Source organism: Aquipluma nitroreducens (assembly GCF_009689585.1).
GTDB lineage: Bacteria > Bacteroidota > Bacteroidia > Bacteroidales > Prolixibacteraceae > Aquipluma > Aquipluma nitroreducens.
This window is the reverse complement of record NZ_AP018694.1, coordinates 5,408,642-5,432,988: the sequence shown is the minus strand read 5'-3', so window position 1 is coordinate 5,432,988 and position 24,347 is coordinate 5,408,642. Positions and strand designations below refer to the sequence as shown.

Here is a 24,347-nt window from a genome sequence, read left to right as displayed (position 1 = left end):
TAAAGGTAATTGAAGTATTTGGAATAAAAGCTGAAGTAAGTTAAATAGTGCGCTAACGTTAATGAAGACTTAAAACTGTTTGAGCTTCCCGGCCACCTTTTCCATCAACCATTGAGGCGTTGAAGTCGCTCCACAAACTCCTACCCTACTCACTCCTGAAAACCAATTCGCCTGCAAATCATCCGCAGACGAAACAAAATAACTGCGTTCGTTTTGCTTTTTGCAGACATCAAAAAGCACATGAGCATTCGAGCTGTGACGTCCGCCAACAAATATAATCAGCTCGAATCTGGAAGCAAAATCCTGCAAATGAGGAACGCGGTTGGATACCTGGCGGCAAATGGTATCGTGAAATTCCACGCTATTGGTTTGTGCGTGATTCTTAATATTTTCGTTTAGTTTCTTGAAATCATCAACAGATTTGGTTGTCTGTGAAAAAACGACCAGTGGACGTAACAAATCGATTTGGTGATAGTCTTCAGGATTTTCAATGAGAATAGCCTTTTCTTCGGTTTGCCCAACTAACCCAGTAACTTCGGCATGCCCCCGATGACCAAAAATAACCACCTGACCGTCTGATTCGTTCATGGCTTCACTGGCTTTTTTAACCCTTTGCTGAAGTTTCAAAACAACGGGGCAAGAGGCATCGATGAGCGTAATGTTGTTTAACCGGGCATATTCGTAGGTCGATGGTGGCTCACCGTGAGCACGGATTAATACTTTGCAATCTTTGAGCTGGAAGAATTCGTCGTGATTGATCGTTTTTAAACCCATCTCCTGAAGCCGTTTTACCTCCAGTTCGTTGTGAACGATATGACCAAGAGAATACAGCATGTCTTCGCTTTTCAGCGATTCCTCTGCTTTCCCGATGGCATTCAGTACACCAAAACAAAATCCGGATTTTTTATCAATTTCAACGATCATTCGTTATTCTGTATTTCTATTTTTTGCAGGGTCAAGGCATGCCCTGTTTCTACCAACCCAACCGTTCTTTCACCTTTTCAATCACCCAATCCAATTGTTCCTCCCGTGTCAAGTAACTATTATCCAATACCAGTGCATCGTCAGCTTTTCGTAGCGGGCTGGCTTCACGTGTCGAGTCGATGTGGTCACGTTCCTGAACATTTTGCAGAATTTCTTCATAAGAAACCGTTTCTCCTTTAGCCGTCAATTCATCAAAACGTCGCTGGGCGCGTATTTCAGCCGATGCTGTAACAAAAAGTTTCAATTCTGCATCAGGAAAAACTACAGTTCCAATGTCACGGCCATCCATCACAATTCCTTTATCCTTGCCCATTTCCTGCTGTAACCGGACCATGGCAGCACGGACTTCGGCAATGGCTGCCACCGGACTTACATTCTGAGATACTGGCAATTGCCTGATTTCATCTTCTACATTTTCGCCATTCAGAAAAGTGTCACTCTTTTGCTTTTCAGCGTTGTAACGAAAATCGATTTGGATTGTCGGTAGTAAGTCAATTAGTTCCTGCACTTTTACCAAACCTTCAGAGATTAACTGTTTCCGGAGGGCAAACAGTGTAACTGCGCGATACATGGCTCCGCTGTCAATAAAGATGTATCCAAATCTGGCAGCTACCGCTTTGGCAATTGTACTTTTTCCACAAGAGGAATGTCCGTCGATAGCAACAACTATTTTATGATTGGTCATTTATTTCAAAGTTTGTGGCAAATATAAATGGATTTAACCACAAAGAACACGAAGAAATCGCCAAGTTTAATGAATCTTAAAAATTGTCTGTTTCATAATTCTGCAATTTCTCATATCTGTTTCATCTCCTTATTTGTAATTTCGGGCGCAACATTGCAACCTATTCTCACAAAAACAATTTTTACTAAAATCAAGATAATATGCTAAAAAGTTTATTCAAAGCACTGGCTTTGGCTCTGGTGTGGCTCAGTTTTGTTCAGAAAACAAATGCGCAAAACGACGTCCGATTGATGCGCTATCCCGATATCAATAAAGACCTGATTGCTTTTGTGTATGCCGGTGATATTTGGACAGTTGATGCCGATGGTGGCGATGCGCGCCGACTGACCTCACATGAAGGAATGGAAATTTTTCCAAAGATTTCTCCTGATGGCAAATGGATCGCATTTTCGGGTGAATACTCCGGAAGTCGCCAAATTTATGTAATGCCTTCGAATGGAGGAACACCACGTCAGCTTACGTTTTACAATTCGGTAGGCGTAATGCCACCGCGCGGTGGTTTCGACGATATACCTCTGGACTGGACATCAGACAGTAAAAACATTCTGATTCGGGCCAACCGTACCGAGTTTGGCGAGCGCAACGGAAAATACTTCTGGGTAAGTCTGGATGGTGGTTTGGAAAAGCCATTGCCTATAGTAAATGGTGGATTTGCCGCGTTGTCACCCGACAACAAAAAGCTATGTTTCACCCCGATCGACCGGGAATTCCGCACCTGGAAACGCTACAAAGGTGGCCGCGCATCCGATTTATGGATTTACGATCTGGACAAAAATACATCGGAACAAATTACCGATTTTAAAGGAACCGACCAGATTCCTGCCTGGTTTGGCGATAACATCTATTTTGCTTCCGACCGCGACCTGAAACTGAATATTTATCAATACAACACAGCAACCAAGGCGCTGAAACAAATGACTTCGCACGCCGATTTCGATTGCATGTGGCCTTCAGGAGATAACGGACAGATGGTTTATGAAAACGGAGGATTCCTTTACAAACTGAACCTGCAAACCGGGAAAGAGGAAAAAGTGACTGTCAACATTCATTTCGACAATCCCAATATCCTACCGTATTACAAGAACGTAAAGGATTTTGTACAAGCTTACGAAATATCGCCTACCGGTAAACGCGCATTGATCTCTGCCCGTGGTGACATTTTTTCGATTCCGGCTGAAAATGGCCCGACATACAACCTGACGAAAACACAAGGTGTTCGTGAGATTTATCCACGCTGGTCGCCCGATGGAAAATACATTTCGTATTATTCGGATGCAACCGGCGAATATGAAATTTACCTGCTCGAAAACAAAAAAGGGGCAACTCCCCGTCAATTGACCAGTGGTTCGTCGGCCTGGAAATACGATTCGGAATGGTCGCCAAACAGCAAATACCTGCTGTATTTCGACCGTACATTGCAGTTGAAACTGGTTGATGTTGAAACCGGGAAAACTACTGTAATCACTCATGCCGACCGCGACGAAATTCATTCCTACTCGTTTTCATTCGATTCGAAATGGATTACCTACGACAAAGAAGGTGAAAACGGATTAGGCGCTGTGTGGGTCTACAACCTCGACAAAGCCGAAAACAAACAATTGACAGACGACCGTTTCAACGATGGCGCTCCAACATTCTCAACCGATGGCAAATACATTTATTTTATTTCCGACCGCGATTTCAACCTCGATTTCAGCAGTTTCGAGTTTAACTATGTGTACAACAAATCGGCAAAAATTTATGCGGTAGCTCTTTGCGCTGATTGTCCGAAACTGTTCAAAGATAAAAACGATGTTGAACCGATAAAAGAAGTTGCAGAGCCAGTAGTGGAACCGAAAAAAGCAAAAAAAGAAAAAAAGGAAGAAACACCTGCCGTTGCTTTGCCCAAAAGTGTCCAAATCGATTTCGAAGGAATTAATTCCAGAATTACGGCTTTCCCATTAAAGTCGGGCGAATATCGAAATTTGGCTGCTGTTGATGGCGGAATCCTTTACATCAGCGAAGGCGCGTTGCATAAATATACCCTCGATGATAAAAAGGATGAAGAAGTTATGGATGCTGTAAGTCAGGCTGTGGTTAGCGCCGATGGCAAAATGATGATATACCGCTCCGGAAAAGACTTCGGGATTACCAAACTGACTACCGGACAAAAAGCAGGTGCAGGGAAACTGAACCTGAATGATATGGTAATGAAAATTGATCCGAAGAAAGAATGGGCCCAGATTTATACCGATGGATGGCGCATTTTCCGCGACTATTTTTATGTGAGCAACATGCACGGTGTCGATTGGAAAGGCATCAAAGAACGCTACAGTCCGCTAGTAAGTTATGTCAGCCACCGCGCTGATCTGGATTACATTTTGGGCGAAATCATTTCGGAGACGAACACTGGCCACTCGTATGTGGATTGGGGCGATTTTGAAAAGGTCAAACGGGTTGATACCGGCTTATTGGGCGCCGAACTGGTTGCTGATCCTGCTTCAGGTAAATACCGGATTGCCAAAATATATGCCGGTGAAAACTGGAACGAAGCTCGCCGCTCGCCGCTTACTGAACAAGGTGTAAATGTAAAAGAAGGCGACTACCTGTTGGCAATTAACGGAACAGCGCTGAATGTGAGCATGAATCCATACGAATTGCTTGAAAATACGGTTGGAAAACCCATTGAAATTACAGTAAATTCAATTGCTGATGATGCAGGAGCCAGAATATCGACCATTAAACCAATAGACAGTGAATTGGAATTACTCCAACTGAATTGGGTAAACGAACGCCGTGCCATGGTTGACAAACTTTCGGGAGGTAAAATCGGCTACATCTATGTTCCGAATACTTCGACTGATGGAAACCGTGAATTGTTCCGCGGAATGTACGAATACAACGAAAAAGATGCGCTGATTATTGACGACCGATACAACGGCGGTGGTTTTATTCCCGACGTGATGACCGACCTGCTCAACCGTAAAACGCTCAGCTATTGGCAGCGTAATGGTTTATCACCGATGAAAACTCCCGGAGTGGCTCACAATGGTCCCAAAGTGATGCTTACCAACGGTTATTCGTCGTCGGGCGGCGATGCGTTCCCTTATTATTTCAGAAAAACCGGATTGGGGACTTTGATTGGAACCCGCACCTGGGGTGGATTAGTTGGAATGTCGGGTAATGCCGGATTGGTTGATGGCGGTTACATTGCTGTTCCACGATTTGGCATTTACAACGAAAACGAACAGTGGATCATCGAAGGAACCGGCGTTTCTCCGGATATTGAGGTCGTTGACCGGCCTGAACAATTGGCAAAAGGTGTTGACCCTTGCATTGAAAAAGCGGTTGAAGTATTGCTGAAAAAATTGCAGGAAAATCCAGTTAAAAAAGTGAATGCTCCTGCACTACCCGATCGTTCGGGATGGAATGAGCAAATGAAATAATAGCCCCATCCCTAACCCTTCCCCAAATGGGGAAGGGAATAAAAAACAGGTAATGCGATGCATTACCTGTTTTTTTGTGTGTTCCATGTGCTTATGTGGTTCAATTCTTTTCCGTAATCATTTCCAAACCCTTTTCAAAATTACGCTTTCCTTTCTGGGCATTCAGGTGACTAACCGGTCCGGCAATGCAACCACCTTCGCAGGCCATTACTTCGATAAACTGGGCAGGGGCTTTTCCTTTCGAGAATGCCTTCAGTAAATTGATCGTTTTTTTGTTCAGTCCATCCACTGATAAGCTTTTGATATCAATCTGTAGATTTTGAGCTTTTATCGCTGCGATTACTCCTCCTGAAAGCGCAAAACCACGGGCTTCGCTGTCGATTTTGTCAAGAACAATTTCCTCACAATCAGAAGGCTTAATATCCATTGCTTCAAGTATTGTATCAAGTTCGGAAAAACTCAATACAAAATCGACAAATTCATTGTCAATTCCCTCTTTTCGTTTGGCAACACATGGGCCGATAAACACGGTTTTAGCCTCCGGATTTTGCTTTTTCACCATTTCAGCAATGTAATGCATGGGCGAACCGGTATCGGAAACAAATGGTTTTATGCCCTCAATATGCTTGCGGGTTAACTCCACGTACGATGGGCAGCACGATGTGGTCATAAACGGAGCGCCTTCACTTAACCGGTGAACCAGCTCTTCAGCTTCATTGCGAGTCGTAATTTCAGCGCCACGTGCCACTTCAACAACCCGACTGAAGCCAATTTTCTTAATGGCGCTCATCACTTTGGCCGGATGAACATCGTATTGACCAAACAGCGCCGGCGCGACCAAAGCGATTGTTTCTTCTTTCTGCTGAATGCTTTTCAGGACATCAACCAAATTTGATATTTCGTAGATGGAACCAAATGGGCAGGCATTTTGGCAGCGTCCGCAGTAAATACATTTGCTTTCGTCGATGTATTCAATACCCTGCTCATTTTTGGAAATGGCATTTACCGGACAAACCTCCTCGCACGGAACAGGCACATAAACAATGGCATGATACGGGCATGCTTCCTTGCAAAGTCCACAGTTCACGCATTTATCCGACTTGATTTGAGCAGTGCCGGAATCATTGAACCGTATAGCATTTTTAGGGCAATTCATGATACAGGGGCTGGCCACACAGCCCCGGCAAATATTGGTAACGATGTAGCTAACTTTTACACACGAGGTACAGGCTTCGTCAACCACAGTCAATACTTTTTTCGAAGGTTCTTTCCGCTCAATGGCCATCCGGGCGAACTCCGAAAGAGGCGTTAGTTCATCAGGCTCTTCTTCAATACCAAGCCCCAAAATGGGCATCAGTTTATACCTTACCACCGCACGTTCTTTATAAATGCAGCATCGACGTTGCGCCGGAATTTCGCGAGGCGACATTTCCAATGGAATGCGGTCTATCCCTTCAATTAGTTTTCCTTCATTAAAAAGCCGGACGACTTTTCGAACCAGTTGCCGACGAATAATCATTGTATTGTTTACGTATGGCATTCTTTTCTTCCTTTTTTCAGGGCGGCAAAGATAGACAGGTATTCGTTTTATCTAAATGACAAACATAAATTTCAGGAAAACTTAATTTTTTGATGAATTTAGCTTGATGGAAGTACTTGAATCTGCAATTATTCAGCAGATACTTATACCTTGAATCAAATAGATTTGATTAACAGAAGTGAATGATCCGGAAAAGCGCTAAGTTTAGGGTGAAAAATCACGGTCCTGCTCTTGTTAATTTAGCTATGAAAACAGTCTTATTTCTGATCATTTTCGCTTTGGCTCTTTCGTGCAAAACCAATCGTTATGCCGGTGAAGCTATTAAAGGCAGCCCTATTCTCACTTCGCTAACCCATGCGAATTCAAACGGAATATTGATTGCCAAAACGAACACCGGAACCATTGACCCCATCTTCGAGGAAAACTGTTTGAAAGGTCTAAAATTGTATTTTGAATTGCATACGAATCTGGAAATAGCTGACGACCTTGTTCTGAATGTTTACCCAGATGCCACAATCCTGAACGAATTAAAAGATAAATACCAGGTTAACGGAATGCTTGTGTTGAACAAACTGAAAATCCAAAAGAAAGCATACGATATTCAAATCGAAAAGCCTCATTTCTTTCCTGAAAGCCATGGCGCCCATGCACATCCGGCCTATTGGGGTACAATTGAAATCCCCTGGACGAATTTATATGCACAAATAACCAGTAAATGGAGATTTTTCGATCTGAATTCAGGGAGGCAATACGACTTTGAGGTAAAGAACAAAAAGGTTTTTGAGTTTGAGGAGTACGTTTCTAATACGGATTCGCTCCTTATTCATAATCCAGCTATACTTGATCCTCTGTTTTATCAGAATGGTAGAATGATGGCTGAAAAACTCATGAATAAGCCAACAGGCACAACAAAATCAGACGAAAAGTGATTTTCCAACAGTTCAATAGCGCCAACAACTATGTTTGGAGCCTGAAGGCCAACAACAAAAAACATGAAATTCGTCACTACAACAGCATATTCTAAAAACCTTATTTTTAAGAAAAAACTTCAGTAGAAAGAATATATGACTTTTTTATTGAGGTAACCAGATTAAATAAGGTTTTAAAAAAGAGACTTTCAGTATTCGTCCCTCCTTCTCTAAGATCCAATTTTTGTTCTAAAAACATCAATATCTATTCTATAAACCACAATTTTTATTTTAAAAGAAAATATCTTAACTATATTAGAATTTAATTTGATTATTTAAGAACATATATTCATTCTATTAACATCATATATTATTTATAAAGAATAATATATGATGTATTTTAAGTAAAAAATGCTATTTTTAGAATATCATTTGATTTTTTACTTTTAAAACCAAATCCAAATGGAACAATTGCCGATACTCTCCATGATTAAACGCGAAATGGCGCGCAAACGGATCAACGCAACCGACCTGTCGCGCGGGTTAAACATGAACCATTCGTCGGTGGCGGGGATGTTAAAACGCCCTACCCTACAGGTGCAGCGATTGGCCGAACTCTCCGAATTCCTGCAATACAATTTCTTCAGGGAAATAGCTGCCGAACTACCCTACCCTGAACCCGATTGCGCGAAAGAAATGGATCGGACGGAAGTCGATGTCCTGCAAACCCGCATTAAGGAACTCGAAATGGAAGTGGGCATCCTTAGGCAAACACTGAAAGATTTAGTGAGCCGGTAGTGTATAAAACATCCTAAATCCGTTCGCTAAAGCGAAACGGCAAAGGATACGCTCCTCATTAATTGTATAAATCTTATTCAACGCGCTATTCTTTGCCGTCAGTTTTAACTGACGGACATGCTGATATTCGTTCTTAAAAAATTCATTTCATTTAAAATATTCTTTAGCCTTATTCGTCAATCTCATTATAAGCTGCACAATTGGGTTTGAATGATTATTCGATCGGTATACAGATCAGTCGTTTTCAACTTAGATTCAGTTGGCGTTCAATCAAACAATATGAGTGGAATTGAGGTTTTAGAGCTGTCAATCGACGAACAATCGGTGGCGCTGATAAAAACTAACGTGAAGGAAAAACAACATATCGCTGACACCATCAAAAACTATGGAGCCCGTTTGCAGGGCTTTATCCGGAAGCGTGTGCGAAATAGCGAGGATGCTGAAGATATCCTTCAGGAAGTGTATTATCAACTTGCCGAGGCCGACCGCTTGCTGAAACCAATCGACCAAATGGCTGCGTGGCTGTTCACCGTGGCCCGCAACCGGATTACCGATCTTTACCGCAAGAAAAAGACCGAATCGATGCCTGAATTCTTTGCTGATACCGATGATGAAGGTTCGTTCAGGGAACTACGCAATCTGATGTTCGACAATGGAAGTTCACCCGAAGATGATTACTTGCGGTCGCTGGTTTGGATTGAACTGGAAAAAGCGCTGGAAGAGCTTCCTGAGGAACAACGTCTTGTATTCGAATTGACTGAGCTGAAAGGCCTTTCGTTCAAGGAAATTTCGGAACAAACAGGGGTAACGGTGAATACTCTTATTTCGAGAAAGCGTTATGCAGTATTGGTTTTGCGCGAACGGCTTCAGCTTATTTACGACGAATTATTAAACTTTTAGTAAGTGTAGTACTGTTTTACCCCTAAATCACTGAAGGGGACTTTAAGCCGCCCATTTAGGGGAGGTTTGGAGGGGTAAAAGAAAACAGAACGAAAAAAAATAGAATTATTAAACTTAAAAAAAATAGAAAATGAAAACAATGTTCAAAAAGAGATGGTATCTCTTTATTCCCCTGATGCTGGTTGCCTTTTTTGCTTTTGGGTTTATCACCATGTACTTATGGAACTGGCTGATGCCGTTACTCTTCCATTTGCCTGAAATTACATTCTGGCAAACAATCGGGCTACTTATTCTGTCGCGCCTTCTGTTGGGAGGATTCAAAGGTCGTAGACATGACCATGGCCATTGCAGACGGCACATGCACGAAAAATGGGAAAACATGACTCCCGAAGAACGCGAACAATTTCGCGAACACATGCACTCACATCGTCCGACCTGGACAAATCGTTTCTGCAAAGAAGAGGAAAAAGAAAAATAAGACTTAAATTGCAGTTAACAAAAAGTACTTTGTATTATCAGTGCAAGGACAAGGACATCATTGCGAACGAAGTGAAGCAATCTTTATTGAACGGATTGCTTCACTTCGCTTCGCTACTTCGCAATGACGGATTAAGATATCGCACACATTAAACCTTAGTGGCTTTGTGGCATTTTCTTTCAACTAATCTAAACTTTTAGGCTCTTTTAGAGTTTCTTTGTAGTCAGTATTTTCAAGTATAATCCTAGAATGAGTAAGTCAAAAAAACCGGGAACCGGTAAAAAGGAATCAAAACCAAACGTATTTAGTTTACTGAAGCCATATCGAGGAATGGTCACTTTTCTGGTGGTTTTTGCCCTCCTGAGTAATGGAGTCAATTTACTACTGCCCAAAATTATATCAAGAGCCATCGATTCATTTTCAGCAGGCAATTTCAATTTCAAGACCGTAGTTCTGGAGTTTCTGGTGGCATCATTTGTCATCTTTTTCTTCACCTATCTGCAAAGTATTGTTCAAACATTTGCTTCGGAACGGGTTGCCCGCGATTTACGTACACGCCTTTCCGACAAAATTTCGAGGCAAAGTTATTCCTATATCCTGAAGACCAATCCGTCAAAACTTTTAACCAACCTCACTTCCGACATCGATTCGATCAAGATGTTTGTGTCGATGGCCGTGGTTACCATTTTTTCGTCGGTTTTTATGATTGTTGGAACCTGCGTGCTGCTGCTCATGATCAATTATAAGCTGGCTGTGCCCATCATTGCCATCATTCCACTAATTGGCGGCACCTTTTTTATCGTTCTCCGGAAAGTCAGGGTTTTATTTAAGAGAAGCCGCGAAATTATCGACTGGCTGAACAAAGTCATCAACGAAAGCATCATGGGTTCGGCCATTATTCGTGTACTGAACTCGCAGCAGCCCGAATATCATAAATTCATGGAAGCCAATACCGATTCGCGCGATGTTGGACTGGGCATCCTTCGGCTATTTGCGGCCATGATACCAATCATCACCTTTATTTCCAACCTCGCCATGATTACCATTCTGATGTTGGGCGGTCATTTTGTAATTACCGGTGAAATGTCGCTGGGCGATTTCGCCGCATTCAACAGTTACCTGGCATTGCTCATTTTCCCCATTATCATGATTGGTTTCATGAGCAACATTATGGCTCAGGCATCGGCTTCTTATGCACGAATCAACGAGGTTTTGGAAGCTCCTGAAATTGCTGAGCCAGGTACAATAAAAGCTTCACTTAAAGGCGATATAGAGCTAAAAAATATTAAACTTTCGTATGGCGACAAACCCGTTTTGAAAGATATTTCCTTTTCAGTAAAAGGTGGAACGCAGGTTGCCATTATCGGCCCTACCGCCGCAGGTAAAAGCCAGTTGCTCAACTTGCTGACCGATTTGGTAAAACCCGATAGCGGCACCATTTTATTTGATGGGAAAGACGTTGAAAGCTACGACAAGGAATCGTTCCGAAGTCAGGTGGGATTTGTACTTCAGGACAGCGTGATTTTTAACATGAGCTTGCGAGAGAACATTGCTTTCAGCGATCAGGTAACCGACGAATCGCTCGAAAAAGCCATACAGACTGCCGAATTGAAAGACTTTGTCGATTCGCTTCCGGATAAACTCAACACCATTGTTTCTGAACGTGGAACCAGCCTTTCAGGAGGACAAAAACAACGAATAATGCTGGCTCGCGCGTTGGCCATCAATCCAAAAATACTTTTGCTCGACGATTTTACAGCCCGTGTCGATAACGAAACGGAGAAAAGAATCCTTTCCAATCTGGAACGGAATTATCCGGATTTGACTTTGCTGTCGATAACTCAAAAAGTATCTTCAGTAAAGCATTTTGAGCAGATTATTCTGTTGATGGAAGGCGAGGTTATTGCCACAGGAACGCACCACGAGCTAATGGAAACCTGTACCGAATATGTACAGATCGAAAATTCACAACGAAGTACAAGTCATTATGAAGTGTAATAAAAAAGCTATTGTAGCCGATTGTATAAACGTATTAAATCAGTTACTCACCCCAAGTCGCCTAAAGGCGACTTCTCCCTTCTCTACATGTAGAGAGGGGCAAAGCGAGCATTGCGAGCTTGGGGTGAGTCAAAAAATAAACAATGCAGAAACTTAATCAGAATATTTGTCAGAATGAATTATAACCTCAATCAGACCGCTACGGCGGCAGAGCAGAAAAAATCGACACTGGCAGCGCTCCGGAAATTGCTCGATTTGATTCGGGAGGAAAAGCGAACGCTGATTCTGGCCTTTATCATCATTTTCATCAATGCTGGCTTAAGTTTGCTTGGGCCTTACCTTATTGGTCACACCATTGACACCTATATTCAATCGAAACAATACGACGGAGTGATCCGGTATTCGGCTATTTTACTGGTGTTGTATATGGTGGCGTTTGCAACCAATTACCTGCAAATGATCATGATGGGCGGCGTTGGAATTCGGATGTTGTATAGTCTCCGTAATGCTGTTTTTACCAAACTTCAGGAATTGCCCGTCGATTTTTTTAATCAGAACAAAGCGGGTGACCTAATTTCGAGAATCAACAACGATACCGACAAACTGAACCAGTTTTTCTCGCAATCGCTGATGCAGTTTATCAGCAGCATATTTACTATGCTTGGTGCAGGTATCTTTCTGTTGAGTATTAATCTTGAATTGGGTTCCGCTGCACTTTTGCCTGCTTTGATCATCTGGATTTTCACCAAGGCCATTTCGCCCTGGGTCAAACGAAAAAACGCGGCCAATCTAAAAAGTACTGGTGGATTGAGCGCCGAAATTCAGGAAAGCCTGAACAACTTCAAGGTGATCATTGCTTTTAACCGTCGTGATTATTTTCGGAAACGCTTCGATGAAGCCAATCAGAAGAATTATTCGACGGCAGTTAGTGCGGGTTTGGCCAACAATATTTTCACTCCGGTTTTTGGGTTTTCGTCAAATTTAGGTCAGCTCGTTGTTCTTGCTTTTGGTATTTACCTGATCACGACCGGAAGTTTTACCATTGGATTGCTGATCAGCTTTCTGGCTTACGTGAACAGCTTTTACCATCCGTTGCGTCAATTGGCCGGACTATGGGCCAATTTCCAGGTGGCAATGGCCGGATGGGACCGCATTTCGCAAATACTTTCTTTGGATACGAATCTGGAAGTTATTGAGAATAGCATTAGTGAACCCGCTTCTTCTTATCTTTCTTTCCGTGATGTTTCATTTACCTATCCAAATGGGAAAGAAGTTTTGCATCACGTCAATTTTAATCTGGAACGAGGCAAAACATACGCATTCGTAGGGCCAACCGGAGGCGGAAAAACCACTACAGCTTCATTGATTGCCCGTTTGTACGATGCAACAACAGGAACGATATTGCTCGACGGAAAAGACATTCGCAGCTACCACCCCGAAGAACGAACCAACAAAATTGGGTTTATTCTTCAGGAACCATTTTTATTTACCGGAACAGTGCGCGACAACATTCTCTACGGAAATCCGGAATATAAAAACCTTTCGAACGATGAATTGGCTGCCGTGATTAAAGAATCGGGACTTGAAAGTTTGCTGAGCCGGTTTGATTCAGGATTGGATTCGAAAGTTCAGACAACCGGCGATGGCATAAGTCTTGGGCAAAAGCAATTGATTGCTTTTATGCGCTCGGTGCTGCGTAAACCCGAACTGCTTATTCTCGACGAGGCTACCGCCAACATCGATACCATTACCGAACAATTACTCGAAAATATTCTTCAGAAATTGCCTGCTACTACAACCCGTGTTATTATTGCCCACCGCCTGAATACCATTGAAAATGCCGATGAAATTTTCTTCGTCAACTCCGGAGAAGTGGTTCCGGCCGGTTCGCTTGCCGATGCAGTGAATTTGCTGCTGCACGGGAAAAGGGAAAGCTAAAACAATATTCGTTCTATATAAACTACTGAGCAGGTGACTTGAAGTCACCTGCTCAGTAAATGCTGGTATCAGGAATACAGATAAAAGAAACTAAAAAATGGGTTAATCTACTGGCATAATGATTTTGGAATCACGCCATCAGTAGAACCACAATAGAAAACAGAAAAACAGAAAATTATGGCATTATTAGATGATTTAAAATGGCGATACGCCACCAAAAAGTATGATCCTACGAAAAAAGTAGCTCAGGAAGATGTAGACAAAATTATTGAAGCCGCACGACTGGCGCCAACTTCTTCAGGATTGCAACAGTTTCGGGTAATCGTAATTACCAATCAGGAATTAAAGGACAAAATAGTTCCGATTGCAAGGGATCAGCAAATTGTTGCTGATTGTTCGCACCTCTTGGTATTTGTTGCCTGGGATAAATATACCACTGAAAGAATTGACGGGCAGTATGACTTTATTACCGATGAAAGAGAATTACCTCGCGGAAGATTTGGCTCATACACTGATCGGTTAAAATCGCTGTATCTGAGTCAAACCAGCGATGAAAATTTTGTACATACTGCAAGGCAGGCATACATTGGATTTGGAATGGCAATTGCTCAGGCTGCAGAGCTGAAAGTTGACAGCACCCCTATGGAAGGTTTCAATCCAAATATGCTCGACGAATTGCTCGATCTCCGGTCGAAAGGGCTAAGAAGTGTTTTGTTATTGCCGTTGGGTTACCGCGATGCTGAAAACGACTGGTTAGAGAAAATGAAAAAAGTCAGGAAATCGACTGACGAGTTTGTAATCCATTACAAATAATTCTGCTTGCTGTTTTCATCACCCAAAAATAGTAAAATTGAAAACGGAGAGTTGAAAATTATTCAACTCTCCGTTTCTATTTTTCACTATTTATGCCAGTCGGATGAAAAATGATAATACCACAAACTTATTAATTATCAAATATATTTCCCTTTTTATCGGTGACAATTACCCACCGAAAAGCATCGATGATAAGCTTATTTTGTGTTGCATCAGTAAAAATCTGTGATCCATGGCCCATATTCAGATAAATCATACGGTAATCCGTATTCGTCCAAACCACCGGAAAGTCGCCATCAGGAACAATATCTTTCAGGCCAAACGGATAATTATCTGGAGAAAGTGAAACCAGAACTTTGATGTTTTTTCGCTCGCGTGGACTCGGTTCCCACTGATACCATTCGTTGATGGGTGCAATAAATGAAGCAGGCAATCCTTTGGTAATTTCATGCTTTGGATCGTCGACCACCAATTTGGCAGGCATGGGCGGCCAATTATTGCGGTAAAAAACACCACCACCCAGAAAATCGAGTTCCCATGGCCAATTGGTATCGTGATCGTTGTATGCAGCCACATGAAAACCAAACCAGCCACCACCGTTTTCCATGTATCTCCGGAAAGATTCACGCTGCTCCGTATTCTGCGGAAAATCGTTAATCATCATGACCAGTTGATAATTTTTCAGTTTGACATCATTTAAATCGGACATCGTGCTGGTGGTATCGAACACAAAGCCACCGCCACTGGTCAGATCCTTAAAAAACCGGATTGCATCGTTTGCGAACAGAACATGATCTCGTTCAACCTGTTTGCTATAAAATGCAAGCACTTTAAATCGCGGAAACTGTGCCTGCAAGTTCAGGCAAAACAGAAGGCTTAAGAGGATAAGCATAACGCCTTTAAACAGTATTTTCATTCGATTCATAATATGATTTATTGGTTATTGGTTCATTATTTACCTGCAGCCCAAAGAATAGCATTCCCGAACATGGTTTTGAAATCGGTGGATTTAAACAGGTTGGCATGGTGACCCATCAGAAAATAAACATTGTGAGCCTTCATTTTTTCGTTCACCCAAATAGCCGGATGATCGCCCATTTTAATATCGGAAGCTGGTTGATAACTCGATTCATCGACATTGGCCAGCACATGCACATTGGGGCGCGGATTCTTATTGAAAGTGTACCATTCGTCATCAGGAAGAACAAAAGATGCTGAAACGTCTTTCATGACAGGATGATTGGCATCTTCAACATTTACTTTCCCGGAAGCTGTTGCAGCAATGTAATTTTCGAAGCGAATTCCGCCCATAAAATCGGAGAACCAGTTCCACATCGGGTAGCCATCAAACTCTCCCAGCAAGGTGGCATGATGAAATCCAACCCAGCCGCCTCGGCCATCTTCAATGTACTTAATAAACGCAGCCTCGGCTTCCTTACTCCAGGTATAGGGCGGATAATTCAACTGAATGAATACCTTGTAATTGGCTAGCATTGTTTCGTTTATTTCGTTAGCATGGTTGATCACCGTGATTTCGAAGTTTTTTTCGGCGGAATAAGTTTTCAGCCAATCGAGTGCCGCAACTACAAAACCTTCATGTTGTCCACCACGTTCAGTAAGTACCAGTACTTTAAACTGGGTTGATTTAGCAAATAAATCGGAACCTCCGGAAAGCAGCAGTAAAATCAATCCGGGAATTGCCAGTAATTTAAAAATCTGATTTTTCATCTCAATATTGGTTTAGTCAAAATTACAAATCCTTGTATTTTCATATTCAAGTCATCCTGAACTTGATTCAGGATCTCAACGCACTTAAGAAATAAATTCGGGGTGATACACACAACCTATTTCATCGACATTGCAGTAACAGCCTGCAAAAACCAGCCAGTGTGAGGAATCCATTGTTCGCTCCATCGCCATTCATTGCCATTGTCTTCCACTTTGAAATCAATGCCCGAACCATCGCCATTTCCATCTTTTCCGGTGATCCCGTTGGAGATTCCTCCCCTGCCCGATCCATGTCCAAACATAGAAGCCATGTATGGGACATTATTATGACCGTATCCATACATCATGCACATGTTATAGGGATTGCAGCCCAGTACCCACGACACCAGATTTTCGGCATAAATGGCCAGTTCTGGCTTTACACCAAACGGAGCATTATCCGGATAAACCAATCGACCGCCAACAATTATAGCAGCAGCCAAGGACCCCAAACGGGCATCTTCGCCTTGCCACCACCAGCCACTTTCATTTTCGTGTGGAATAAAAAATCCATCATGAACTTTTCCCTTAAACAAAAAACTCTGACGGGCATATCCAAACGGATTCACCACACCATTCGTCACTTTCAGGTTGTAATCAATAGCAGTTTTAATGGTTTTCAACGCTAAATTTCGGTATTTCTGATCAGTTTCTTTATCGAGAAAACGTGCCAGCGCCATGATGGGCAACCCTGCATCAGCCGCGTGCCAGAATGGACGGTTCGAATCGTTGGCAATGAAATATCCTTCAGGCGAAATTCGTTTGCTCAGGTTTAAGGCACGTTGGCGAGCTTCATCACGATACACGTCTTTGCCGGTTGCAATCCAAAGTTCGGAAGCTCCCATCAGCGCACAATAATCGTCAATCACATTGTCTTTTCCATCGTCAGCATATTTGGTACTGAACTTTTGAAGATGTGCAAAAGCACGTTCTGCCGCATTGAGGTATTGTTTCGATCTAAAATCACCATCTTTTCCCCATTGCGAGATACGGGCCAAAGCTGCCACTGCCATTCCGCCACCTTCGCGGTAAGCACACTGGTAGTCTGAAGTGGTTTTGCTATCTGCGAGCAACCCGACCACTCGCCGAGCTTTCGGATTTCTATCGAAATAGCTAAAAACTGTCATGTAGAAATAACCTTCAGGAGAAAGCGACCGCATGATGTAATCTGCTCCGTAAATGGCTTCTTTGGTCAAAAATTCTTGTACCCCAATTTGCTTTAGCAATTCAGGAACACGCTCGGCCGTATTGATTAATGACCAGGTGACCATTGGAATTTGCTGAGGCGACATAAAATTGGTATATGCCAGATGTGAAAAGTATTTGCTGATATCACCTGAAGCATCGCACCAACCACCATGAAGATCGACTGTTTTATCGCTTCCATAAAGTAAAATGGCTTTATCGGCTTCGAGCTCTTCGGGCGAATTAGCCCGTTGTTTGTTGAAAAAATTCACAATAGCCGGAATGGCAATCTTCCCCAATGCTTGTTCTTCCACATTAAATTCGTAGGATTCATACTTTGTCCCATCAATTGTTACCTGAAGTTTAAAATTTCCGGTTTGATGAAAGGCAGAAAAGTCAATCCGACTGTACCAAACATCTGGATTCCAATTGGACACTTGTTCTGATTGGCCTACGTTTCCGGAGTAGACTGTTTTATTGGTTGATACATCGATGAGCTGGAAGGTTGTACCCGAAATGATTGCCTGATTGCTTTTTAGAATTGCAGTTTTTGGACCTTCGAGGTTATAGGCAACCTGATTGGCCAATATGTTGATTGGTTGGTTGTTTTGCGCTTGCAAGTCAGGAATCAATCCCAATATGAGCAAGAAATAAACAATTTTCATTTTGATCATTAGGTTTAGGTTAGGTTTTTCAGAAAGGTCATTACTTCGAATAAATATATCTATCACCAAATATATGTTACTTTTTCAAAAGTACATATCAACAGCTCCTATATGTTGTGGATCGAAACAGAGCAAATTGGCTATAGCTGACAGGGTTTTCTAAGTTGAAAATGAAAATTTTTGCCCAATGACTAATGGCAAACAACAAAGGATAAACACCGAAGATTACAATTTATCCTTTGCAGTGCTGCTTTAACAAACAGGCAAAATTTATTATTAATATTTTTCTCTGTGTAAATCGGTGTATTCTGTGTTGAATAATAGATGAATTAACTTCAATAATTAAGTTTAAACTGCTGATAAATTTACAATTACAAGTTATTTTTTCGTAAATTAGTATACCGCTTTTTTATCGATCCATGATAAAAAAAAGCGATGCAATTGGTCTGATTTTCCAATTTGAACTTACGCAAAATCTTATTTCAGAATTTTTACTCTGAAACGAACGTACTGTAATCTGTCTGATTATTAATAAACCAAAATGAAACCTTTATCGAGAAGAAAATTCATTCAGAACACAGCCCTTGCGGGTGGTGCAATGCTTTTCCTTCCCGAATTGGAAGCCAGTATGTTGCTCGACAAAAACTCGTCAGGTAACTACTTCCTGAAAGAATTCGGGATTGATCAAAACCTCTGCCAGAAACTTCTGGCAAAAGCTCTTTCAAAAGGCGGCGATTTTGCCGACCTGTACTTCGAATATTCGGTTATGAATTACCTGGGGCTCGAAGACGGAAAGGTAAACCGTTCATATGGCGACATTTCGTTGGGCGTCGGTATCCGCACAGTAAAAGGTGACCAGATTGGCTACGGTTTTACTCAGGAATTAACAGAAGCTTCAATGATTTCGGCCGCGGCAACTGCGGCAACCATTTGCGATTTGAAAGCCGCTCCGGTAAGAATATCATTCAATCCAATTAAAGCCGGAAATTATTACCCGGTAACTGTTAATTACAGTGGTATTCCTGCCAATTCAAAATTATCTGTTTTGCAAGAACTCAATCACAAGTGTTTTAGTTTGTCTCCTGAAGTTGTAAAAGTCAATGCAGGATTTTTGAGTAGCGCAAAACGAATACTAATTGTTACCAGCGACGGGGTAATGGCTGAAGATCTGATTCCTCACGGATATGTATATGCTTCGGTTGCAGCTGAACGAAACGGGAAACGCGAACAATCGTTTTACAACTTAGGAGGGCACCGCGACTTTTCATTTTATACTGAAGATGTTGTTAACAAAGTTGCCACCAAAGCCGTAAACGATGCTCTTGTTCAATTTGACGCCATCCAACCTCCTGCAGGTGAAATACCTGTAGTATTAGGACCAGGTGTTACCGGAATTTTGTTGCACGAAGCCATCGGACATGGAATGGAGGCCGACTTTAACCGAAAGAAAGTTTCTACTTTCAGCAGTATGATTGGCAAGAAAGTGGCAGAACCATTTGTAACCATCATTGATGATGGCACCAATATGAACCTAGCCGGAAGTCTCAATATTGATGATGAAGGAACTCCCGGGCAAAAAACTGTATTGGTAGAAAACGGGATATTAACAAGCTACCTACACGATAAAATATCTGCAAAACACTACGGCGTCGAACCTACAGGGAATGGTCGCAGGCAGGATTTCCAGAATTACCCAATACCTCGCATGCGAAATACCTACATGCTTGGAGGAGCTGCCAGTCCTGAAGACGTTATCAAACAAGCTGGCAATGGTATATATGTCGAAGATGTCAGCAACGGACAAGTAAAAATTGGTGAAGGAGATTTTGCATTTTATGTTTCGAAAGGACGTATGATAGAAAATGGCAAATTAGCCGCGCCAATCAAGGATGTAAATATCATGGGTAATGGTCCCAAAATGCTCAGCAACATCATCATGCTGGCTAATAACCTTGAAATGGACTATGGTGGTGCAGGTCAATGTGGTAAAAATAATCAGGGCGTTCCTGTATCCTTCGGATTGCCAACCTGCCTGGTCAAATCATTAACGGTTGGTGGTACCCGCCAGAAAGGAGGACAATCATGAGTACAGATAACAATAGCCAAAAAGAATTTCAGGAACTGGCCGATTGGGTAATCGCCGAAACAAAAAAAGCGGGGGCAAAGGATTGTAAAGTGAACATCTCCAAAAGACGGTTCGTGGAAATCAATTACCGTGATAAAAAACCTGAAGTAATCAAGGAAGCGACCACTCAAGGTCTGAATCTTCAGGTCTTTATCAACAACAGATATGCCTCTCAATCAACTCCCGATTTCAGGAAATCAACCTTATCGGGTTTTATTACCGATGTGATTGAAAGTGCAAAAATCATGGAGGAAGATCCATTTCGAACTCTCCCCGATCCAAAGTACTATGCAGGGAGATCAACGAGCGACCTTCAGCTTGCCGATCCTTCACATTCAGAATTAACGCCTGAAGAACGGCATGTCATGGCTCAAAAAGTGGAAGAAGGTTGTCTGAAACAAGGTGGAAGCAAAGTGATTTCAGTTGAAGCTGGCGAATACGATGATACGTATGACGAATTTGTGAAATCGAGCAATGGCTTTATTGGGGCAAACCGTACGACACAATGCTGGACAGGAGCAAACATGACCGCTCAGGATGAAGGCGATCGACGTCCTTCTGGTTATAACTGGGTTGGATGCCGCTATCGGGCAGACCTTCCATCGCTTGATGAAGTGGGCAAAACTGCGGCTCTGAGAACGCTCGACCTTATGGGAGGAAAAAAAATACAAACAGAAACTCTTCCAATTATTATTGAAAACCGTGGAGTAGGGCGCGTTTTAGGTGGCCTTCAGGAACCAATGTGGGCTGGAAATATACAACAAAAACGTTCATTTCTGGCCGATAAGAAAGGACAATCCATCGGCAGTAAACTGTTTACCATTCAGGATGATCCATTTCTTCCGCGTGCACTTGGATCGAAGTATTACGATGACGACGGTTTTCCAACAAAAAAACGAACCCTGATTACTGAAGGAACTCTGGATGAATTCCTGGTAAATTGGTATTACAGCCGAAAATTAGGATGGGAGCCTAATTCTGGTTCAATTTCAAATCTGATTATACCTCCGGGAACACGCAGTGTTGATGAGATAATTAGAGATATGGATCGATGTTTACTAATCACTGATTTCATTGGCGGAAATTCCAATTCAACAACGGGTGACTTCTCTGTAGGTATTATTGGCAAACTGTTCAATAAAGGCCAATTTGTGCAAAACGTGGCAGAAATGAACATGGCTGATAATCATCTGAAATTCTGGCATAAATTAGTAGAAGTAGCTAACGATCCTTGGATTTACAGTTCAGCAAGGCTACCAAGCTTAGTATTTGATGGTGTTGTCGTATCAGGCATTTAGGTTAATCCAGATATTGACTTCGACTGAAATTACAACAAAAGCGTAAAAAAAAATCCTCCAAGATTTAAAATTTTGGAGGATTTTGTCGTTTATGAATATTGCTCTAAAATCAGCGGCAATCTATGCTTTCAGCAAATGCGGCCTTTCGTGGTAAATTTTCAGGATTAACTCGCCAAACAGCGTATTGGCCCAGGCAAACCATTTACGCGAGAATTTTTTTGCATCATCCTTATGGAACGACTCGTGCATAAAACCAGTATCGGCGTGTGTCTTTACAAGCATATCGATACAATGTTTAATTTCTGCGTCGTCAATGCTGGTGATGGCCCGCAAAATAATGCTCATCGGCCAAATGGTATCCACTCCGGTATGCGGCCCGCCAATCCCCTCGCCTGCTGTTCCTTTGTAGAAGAACGGATTGTTTTCCGAAAGAACCACTTTCCGGGTATTCAGGTACAGCTTACTATCCGGCGCAATGGCTCCCAAATATGGCAGCGACAAAAGCGATGGCACATTGGCATCGTCCATCAGGTGGAAACTTCCAAAACCATTCACCTCAAAAGCGATAATTTCGCCAAATTTCGGATGAACAAAGATTCCATTTTCCTTTAGTCCTTGTTTTACCTGATTTTGAATTTCTTTCGCTTTGGCAACAAGTGCATCGTCTTTTAATTCAGTAGTAGAAAACATTTCCTGAAGATAACCCAGCACTTCGATAGCAAACATGTTGCTCGGAATCAAATAGGGAAACAAGGTACAGTCGTCGCTTGGGCGAAAAGTGGAAACAATCAATCCACAAGGTTTAACCGGATAGCCGTAACCGCTCAATGGAACGCCGTCGGTTGCCCAGGCAGTTGTGCGTTGAAATGTATACGGGCCTTTATCGTGAAAACGCTGCTGCTCGCGGAATGTTTGCAGAACCAGCTTCATGGCTTCTTTCCATTTGCTGTCGAACAAGCTTACATCGCCAGTTAGTTTCCAATAGCCATGTGCCAACCGGATGGGGTAACACAAACTATCGATTTCCCATTTACGTTCGTGGATTCCTGGTTTCATGTCAGTCAGGTCATTCTTCCACTCACTTATCTGGGTCGGATCTTTATAAAAAGCATTGGCATACGGATCGAGCAAAATGCATTTGGCCTGACGATTAATCACGCCTTTCACCAGTTCCCGCAATTTGGCATCTTCTTTCACAAATGGCAAATATGGCCAAATCTGGGCGGTGCTATCACGCAACCACATGGCATCAATATCTCCGGTAATCACATAGGTATCGGGTTTCCCGTCAATCACTTCAAAATCCACCGTTGTATCCAGTGTATTTGGGAAACAGTTTTCGAACAACCATCCCAACTCCGGATTAGAAATTGACGATTTTACTTTGGCAATGGTTTTTTCAACCGATTCGCTCACAAAGTTGCGTTTGGCAAGTGGCGGGCGTTTGCTCTCGAACACCGGAAGTAAATTACCGGCAATAATTTTTGTTTTACTGGCGGCCAGAACCCCAATTCCGGCTAACGCACTGGTTTTAATAAACATTCGTCTGTCTGACATATTCATTTTTGATTTTATCGGTTTATCTTTGATTTTGTTGGTATTCTGAAGGCAAAAATATCCAAATTTGATCCTTAAAACGGGAAAAACGAAAATTTATTTGAGCTTTTGCAACCCTACAGAAAAACAGTTGTCAATAAAACTGAAAACGATAACATTTGAGTCAGACAGCATTCATACATCAGGATTTGATAGCCGACAGCATAAAAGGCAGCAAAAAAGCCCGCTACCAGCTCTATCAGTTATATTCCAAAGCGATGTTCAACGTGTGTTTCCGCATGATGAACAACCGCGAGGATGCTGAAGATATGTTGCAGGAAGCTTTTGTACAGGCTTTTCAGAAACTGGAATCCTTCAGAAATGAATCAAGTTTTGGAACCTGGATAAAGACAATTACCGTCCACACGTGTATTAATGCCCTGAACAAACGTAAATTGGACATCCGCTACATCGATGATTTACACCGCTTCGAAACAGCCGAAGAAGAACCGGAAGAGGCCTTGTACACCACCGAAAATATATTGGAGGCAATGAATCAGCTTCCGGAGGGAGGGCGAATCGTCTTCTCACTTTACCTGCTTGAAGGGTACGACCACGGTGAGATTTCACAAATACTGAACATCACCGAATCGACATCAAAAACGCAATATATGCGCGCCAAACGCAGGGTTTATGAAATAATGAAACAAACAAAAGCAAGTACGATATGAAACCAGATCGATTAGAAAAGTTTGTAAATGAAAACCGGCACGAATTCGACCAGTTGGAGCCATCAGACCGGTTGTGGGAAGCCATCAGCGGACAGTTGAACGAAGAACCCAAACACAAAATCAGGAAATTCCAGTGGATGAAAATTGCCGCAGTTGTGGTTTTAGTGCTCGCAATTCCAACAGTAATTTATCAGGTCAAATTTTCGGAACAAATACAATCGGCAAAAGCAGTTCAGGCCGATCCTGAAATCCAGGAATTAATTGAGGCTGAAGCTTATTACGCACAGGAAGTTTCCGGGAAAATGGCCGAAATAAATAAATGCTACAAAGTTCATCCTGAAATAAAGATAGAGATTGAAGGAGATTTGAATGAGTTAGAAATGATGTATCATTCATTAAAAAATGATTTGAAAGAGAATATCTCGAACAAGGAAGTGATTGAAGCGATGATTGAGAACAACCGCAACCGAATGAAACTGGTTGATGAAGTTCTGGAACAAATAAATTGTTAGC

Annotated in this window: 19 protein-coding genes; 12 read left to right on the top strand and 7 right to left on the bottom strand. The window is 42.2% G+C overall.

The features are described 5' to 3' along the window. Positions 1-69: 69 nt before the first annotated feature. Positions 70-924 carry a 4-hydroxy-3-methylbut-2-enyl diphosphate reductase gene (locus tag AQPE_RS22690; protein WP_318348763.1) on the bottom strand — a complete coding sequence of 285 codons (855 nt, stop codon included), beginning with the start codon at positions 922-924 and terminating at the stop codon, positions 70-72. A 49-nt stretch (positions 925-973) separates the two neighbouring features. Next, entirely contained in the window at positions 974-1,669 is a 696-nt protein-coding gene (gene cmk / locus AQPE_RS22685; RefSeq protein ID WP_318348762.1) for a (d)CMP kinase, read from the bottom strand. A gap of 200 nt (positions 1,670-1,869) precedes the next feature. Here cmk and AQPE_RS22680 point away from each other — a divergent pair, with 200 nt between their 5' ends. Further along, the gene (locus tag AQPE_RS22680) at positions 1,870-5,154 is read left to right on the top strand and encodes a S41 family peptidase (protein ID WP_318348761.1); all 3,285 of its coding nucleotides are present in this window, start codon (positions 1,870-1,872) and stop codon (positions 5,152-5,154) included. A gap of 100 nt (positions 5,155-5,254) precedes the next feature. Here AQPE_RS22680 and AQPE_RS22675 read toward each other — a convergent pair whose 3' ends face one another. Further along, the gene (locus tag AQPE_RS22675; protein WP_318348760.1) at positions 5,255-6,694 is read right to left on the bottom strand and encodes a monomeric [FeFe] hydrogenase; all 1,440 of its coding nucleotides are present in this window, start codon (positions 6,692-6,694) and stop codon (positions 5,255-5,257) included. 245 nt (positions 6,695-6,939) lie between these two features. Between AQPE_RS22675 and AQPE_RS22670 the strand changes: the two genes are divergently transcribed. The 7 genes from AQPE_RS22670 (at position 6,940) to AQPE_RS22640 (ending at position 14,527) form a co-directional block, all read left to right on the top strand. Continuing rightward, positions 6,940-7,623: a hypothetical protein gene (locus AQPE_RS22670; protein ID WP_318348759.1), complete on the top strand. Its 684-nt coding sequence runs from the start codon at positions 6,940-6,942 to the stop codon at positions 7,621-7,623. 450 nt (positions 7,624-8,073) lie between these two features. Beyond that, complete coding sequence (locus AQPE_RS22665) at positions 8,074-8,400, top strand: helix-turn-helix domain-containing protein (RefSeq protein ID WP_318348758.1); 327 nt, start codon at positions 8,074-8,076, stop codon at positions 8,398-8,400. Between the two features lie 279 nt (positions 8,401-8,679). Beyond that, positions 8,680-9,300: an RNA polymerase sigma factor gene (locus AQPE_RS22660; protein WP_318348757.1), complete on the top strand. Its 621-nt coding sequence runs from the start codon at positions 8,680-8,682 to the stop codon at positions 9,298-9,300. A gap of 130 nt (positions 9,301-9,430) precedes the next feature. After that, positions 9,431-9,778: a hypothetical protein gene (locus AQPE_RS22655; protein WP_318348756.1), complete on the top strand. Its 348-nt coding sequence runs from the start codon at positions 9,431-9,433 to the stop codon at positions 9,776-9,778. A gap of 249 nt (positions 9,779-10,027) precedes the next feature. Beyond that, positions 10,028-11,776, top strand: coding sequence for an ABC transporter ATP-binding protein (locus AQPE_RS22650; protein ID WP_318348755.1), 1,749 nt, complete (start codon positions 10,028-10,030; stop codon positions 11,774-11,776). A 174-nt stretch (positions 11,777-11,950) separates the two neighbouring features. Beyond that, positions 11,951-13,714: an ABC transporter ATP-binding protein gene (locus AQPE_RS22645; protein ID WP_318348754.1), complete on the top strand. Its 1,764-nt coding sequence runs from the start codon at positions 11,951-11,953 to the stop codon at positions 13,712-13,714. Positions 13,715-13,891: 177 nt separating this feature from the next. Continuing rightward, the gene (locus AQPE_RS22640) at positions 13,892-14,527 is read left to right on the top strand and encodes an NAD(P)H-dependent oxidoreductase (RefSeq protein ID WP_318348753.1); all 636 of its coding nucleotides are present in this window, start codon (positions 13,892-13,894) and stop codon (positions 14,525-14,527) included. Between the two features lie 130 nt (positions 14,528-14,657). Here AQPE_RS22640 and AQPE_RS22635 read toward each other — a convergent pair whose 3' ends face one another. The 3 genes from AQPE_RS22635 to AQPE_RS22625 form a co-directional block, all read right to left on the bottom strand. Beyond that, positions 14,658-15,443: a ThuA domain-containing protein gene (locus tag AQPE_RS22635; RefSeq protein ID WP_318348752.1), complete on the bottom strand. Its 786-nt coding sequence runs from the start codon at positions 15,441-15,443 to the stop codon at positions 14,658-14,660. A 35-nt stretch (positions 15,444-15,478) separates the two neighbouring features. After that, complete coding sequence (locus AQPE_RS22630; RefSeq protein ID WP_318348751.1) at positions 15,479-16,255, bottom strand: ThuA domain-containing protein; 777 nt, start codon at positions 16,253-16,255, stop codon at positions 15,479-15,481. Positions 16,256-16,371: 116 nt separating this feature from the next. Then, positions 16,372-18,153: a glycoside hydrolase family 9 protein gene (locus AQPE_RS22625; RefSeq protein WP_318348750.1), complete on the bottom strand. Its 1,782-nt coding sequence runs from the start codon at positions 18,151-18,153 to the stop codon at positions 16,372-16,374. 532 nt (positions 18,154-18,685) lie between these two features. Here AQPE_RS22625 and AQPE_RS22620 point away from each other — a divergent pair. Both AQPE_RS22620 and AQPE_RS22615 read left to right on the top strand, forming a co-directional pair. Then, complete coding sequence (locus AQPE_RS22620) at positions 18,686-20,230, top strand: TldD/PmbA family protein (RefSeq protein WP_318348749.1); 1,545 nt, start codon at positions 18,686-18,688, stop codon at positions 20,228-20,230. Continuing rightward, positions 20,227-21,567, top strand: coding sequence for a TldD/PmbA family protein (locus AQPE_RS22615; RefSeq protein WP_318348748.1), 1,341 nt, complete (start codon positions 20,227-20,229; stop codon positions 21,565-21,567). Before AQPE_RS22620 ends, AQPE_RS22615 begins: the two co-directional genes overlap by 4 nt. A 120-nt stretch (positions 21,568-21,687) precedes the next feature. Here the strand turns inward: AQPE_RS22615 and AQPE_RS22610 are convergent, their stop codons facing one another. Further along, positions 21,688-23,124, bottom strand: coding sequence for a glycoside hydrolase family 125 protein (locus AQPE_RS22610; RefSeq protein ID WP_318348747.1), 1,437 nt, complete (start codon positions 23,122-23,124; stop codon positions 21,688-21,690). Positions 23,125-23,282: 158 nt separating this feature from the next. On the opposite strand from AQPE_RS22610, the gene AQPE_RS22605 reads away from it, so the two are divergent. Continuing rightward, the gene (locus AQPE_RS22605) at positions 23,283-23,834 is read left to right on the top strand and encodes an RNA polymerase sigma factor (RefSeq protein ID WP_318348746.1); all 552 of its coding nucleotides are present in this window, start codon (positions 23,283-23,285) and stop codon (positions 23,832-23,834) included. Further along, on the top strand, positions 23,831-24,346 hold the full coding sequence (locus AQPE_RS22600; protein ID WP_318348745.1) for a hypothetical protein: 516 nt from the start codon (positions 23,831-23,833) through the stop codon (positions 24,344-24,346). Before AQPE_RS22605 ends, AQPE_RS22600 begins: the two co-directional genes overlap by 4 nt. Position 24,347: the final 1 nt, after the last annotated feature.

What these genes read in the sequence shown, in the direction of transcription:
- AQPE_RS22690 (WP_318348763.1), bottom strand. Translation starts at nt 924, where the DNA reads ATGATCGTTGAAATTGATAAAAAATCCGGATTTTGTTTTGGTGTACTG.
- cmk (WP_318348762.1), bottom strand. Translation starts at nt 1,669, where the DNA reads ATGACCAATCATAAAATAGTTGTTGCTATCGACGGACATTCCTCTTGT.
- AQPE_RS22680 (WP_318348761.1), top strand. Translation starts at nt 1,870, where the DNA reads ATGCTAAAAAGTTTATTCAAAGCACTGGCTTTGGCTCTGGTGTGGCTC.
- AQPE_RS22675 (WP_318348760.1), bottom strand. Translation starts at nt 6,694, where the DNA reads ATGCCATACGTAAACAATACAATGATTATTCGTCGGCAACTGGTTCGA.
- AQPE_RS22670 (WP_318348759.1), top strand. Translation starts at nt 6,940, where the DNA reads ATGAAAACAGTCTTATTTCTGATCATTTTCGCTTTGGCTCTTTCGTGC.
- AQPE_RS22660 (WP_318348757.1), top strand. Translation starts at nt 8,680, where the DNA reads ATGAGTGGAATTGAGGTTTTAGAGCTGTCAATCGACGAACAATCGGTG.
- AQPE_RS22655 (WP_318348756.1), top strand. Translation starts at nt 9,431, where the DNA reads ATGAAAACAATGTTCAAAAAGAGATGGTATCTCTTTATTCCCCTGATG.
- AQPE_RS22650 (WP_318348755.1), top strand. Translation starts at nt 10,028, where the DNA reads ATGAGTAAGTCAAAAAAACCGGGAACCGGTAAAAAGGAATCAAAACCA.
- AQPE_RS22645 (WP_318348754.1), top strand. Translation starts at nt 11,951, where the DNA reads ATGAATTATAACCTCAATCAGACCGCTACGGCGGCAGAGCAGAAAAAA.
- AQPE_RS22640 (WP_318348753.1), top strand. Translation starts at nt 13,892, where the DNA reads ATGGCATTATTAGATGATTTAAAATGGCGATACGCCACCAAAAAGTAT.
- AQPE_RS22635 (WP_318348752.1), bottom strand. Translation starts at nt 15,443, where the DNA reads ATGAAAATACTGTTTAAAGGCGTTATGCTTATCCTCTTAAGCCTTCTG.
- AQPE_RS22630 (WP_318348751.1), bottom strand. Translation starts at nt 16,255, where the DNA reads ATGAAAAATCAGATTTTTAAATTACTGGCAATTCCCGGATTGATTTTA.
- AQPE_RS22625 (WP_318348750.1), bottom strand. Translation starts at nt 18,153, where the DNA reads ATGATCAAAATGAAAATTGTTTATTTCTTGCTCATATTGGGATTGATT.
- AQPE_RS22620 (WP_318348749.1), top strand. Translation starts at nt 18,686, where the DNA reads ATGAAACCTTTATCGAGAAGAAAATTCATTCAGAACACAGCCCTTGCG.
- AQPE_RS22615 (WP_318348748.1), top strand. Translation starts at nt 20,227, where the DNA reads ATGAGTACAGATAACAATAGCCAAAAAGAATTTCAGGAACTGGCCGAT.
- AQPE_RS22610 (WP_318348747.1), bottom strand. Translation starts at nt 23,124, where the DNA reads ATGTCAGACAGACGAATGTTTATTAAAACCAGTGCGTTAGCCGGAATT.
- AQPE_RS22600 (WP_318348745.1), top strand. Translation starts at nt 23,831, where the DNA reads ATGAAACCAGATCGATTAGAAAAGTTTGTAAATGAAAACCGGCACGAA.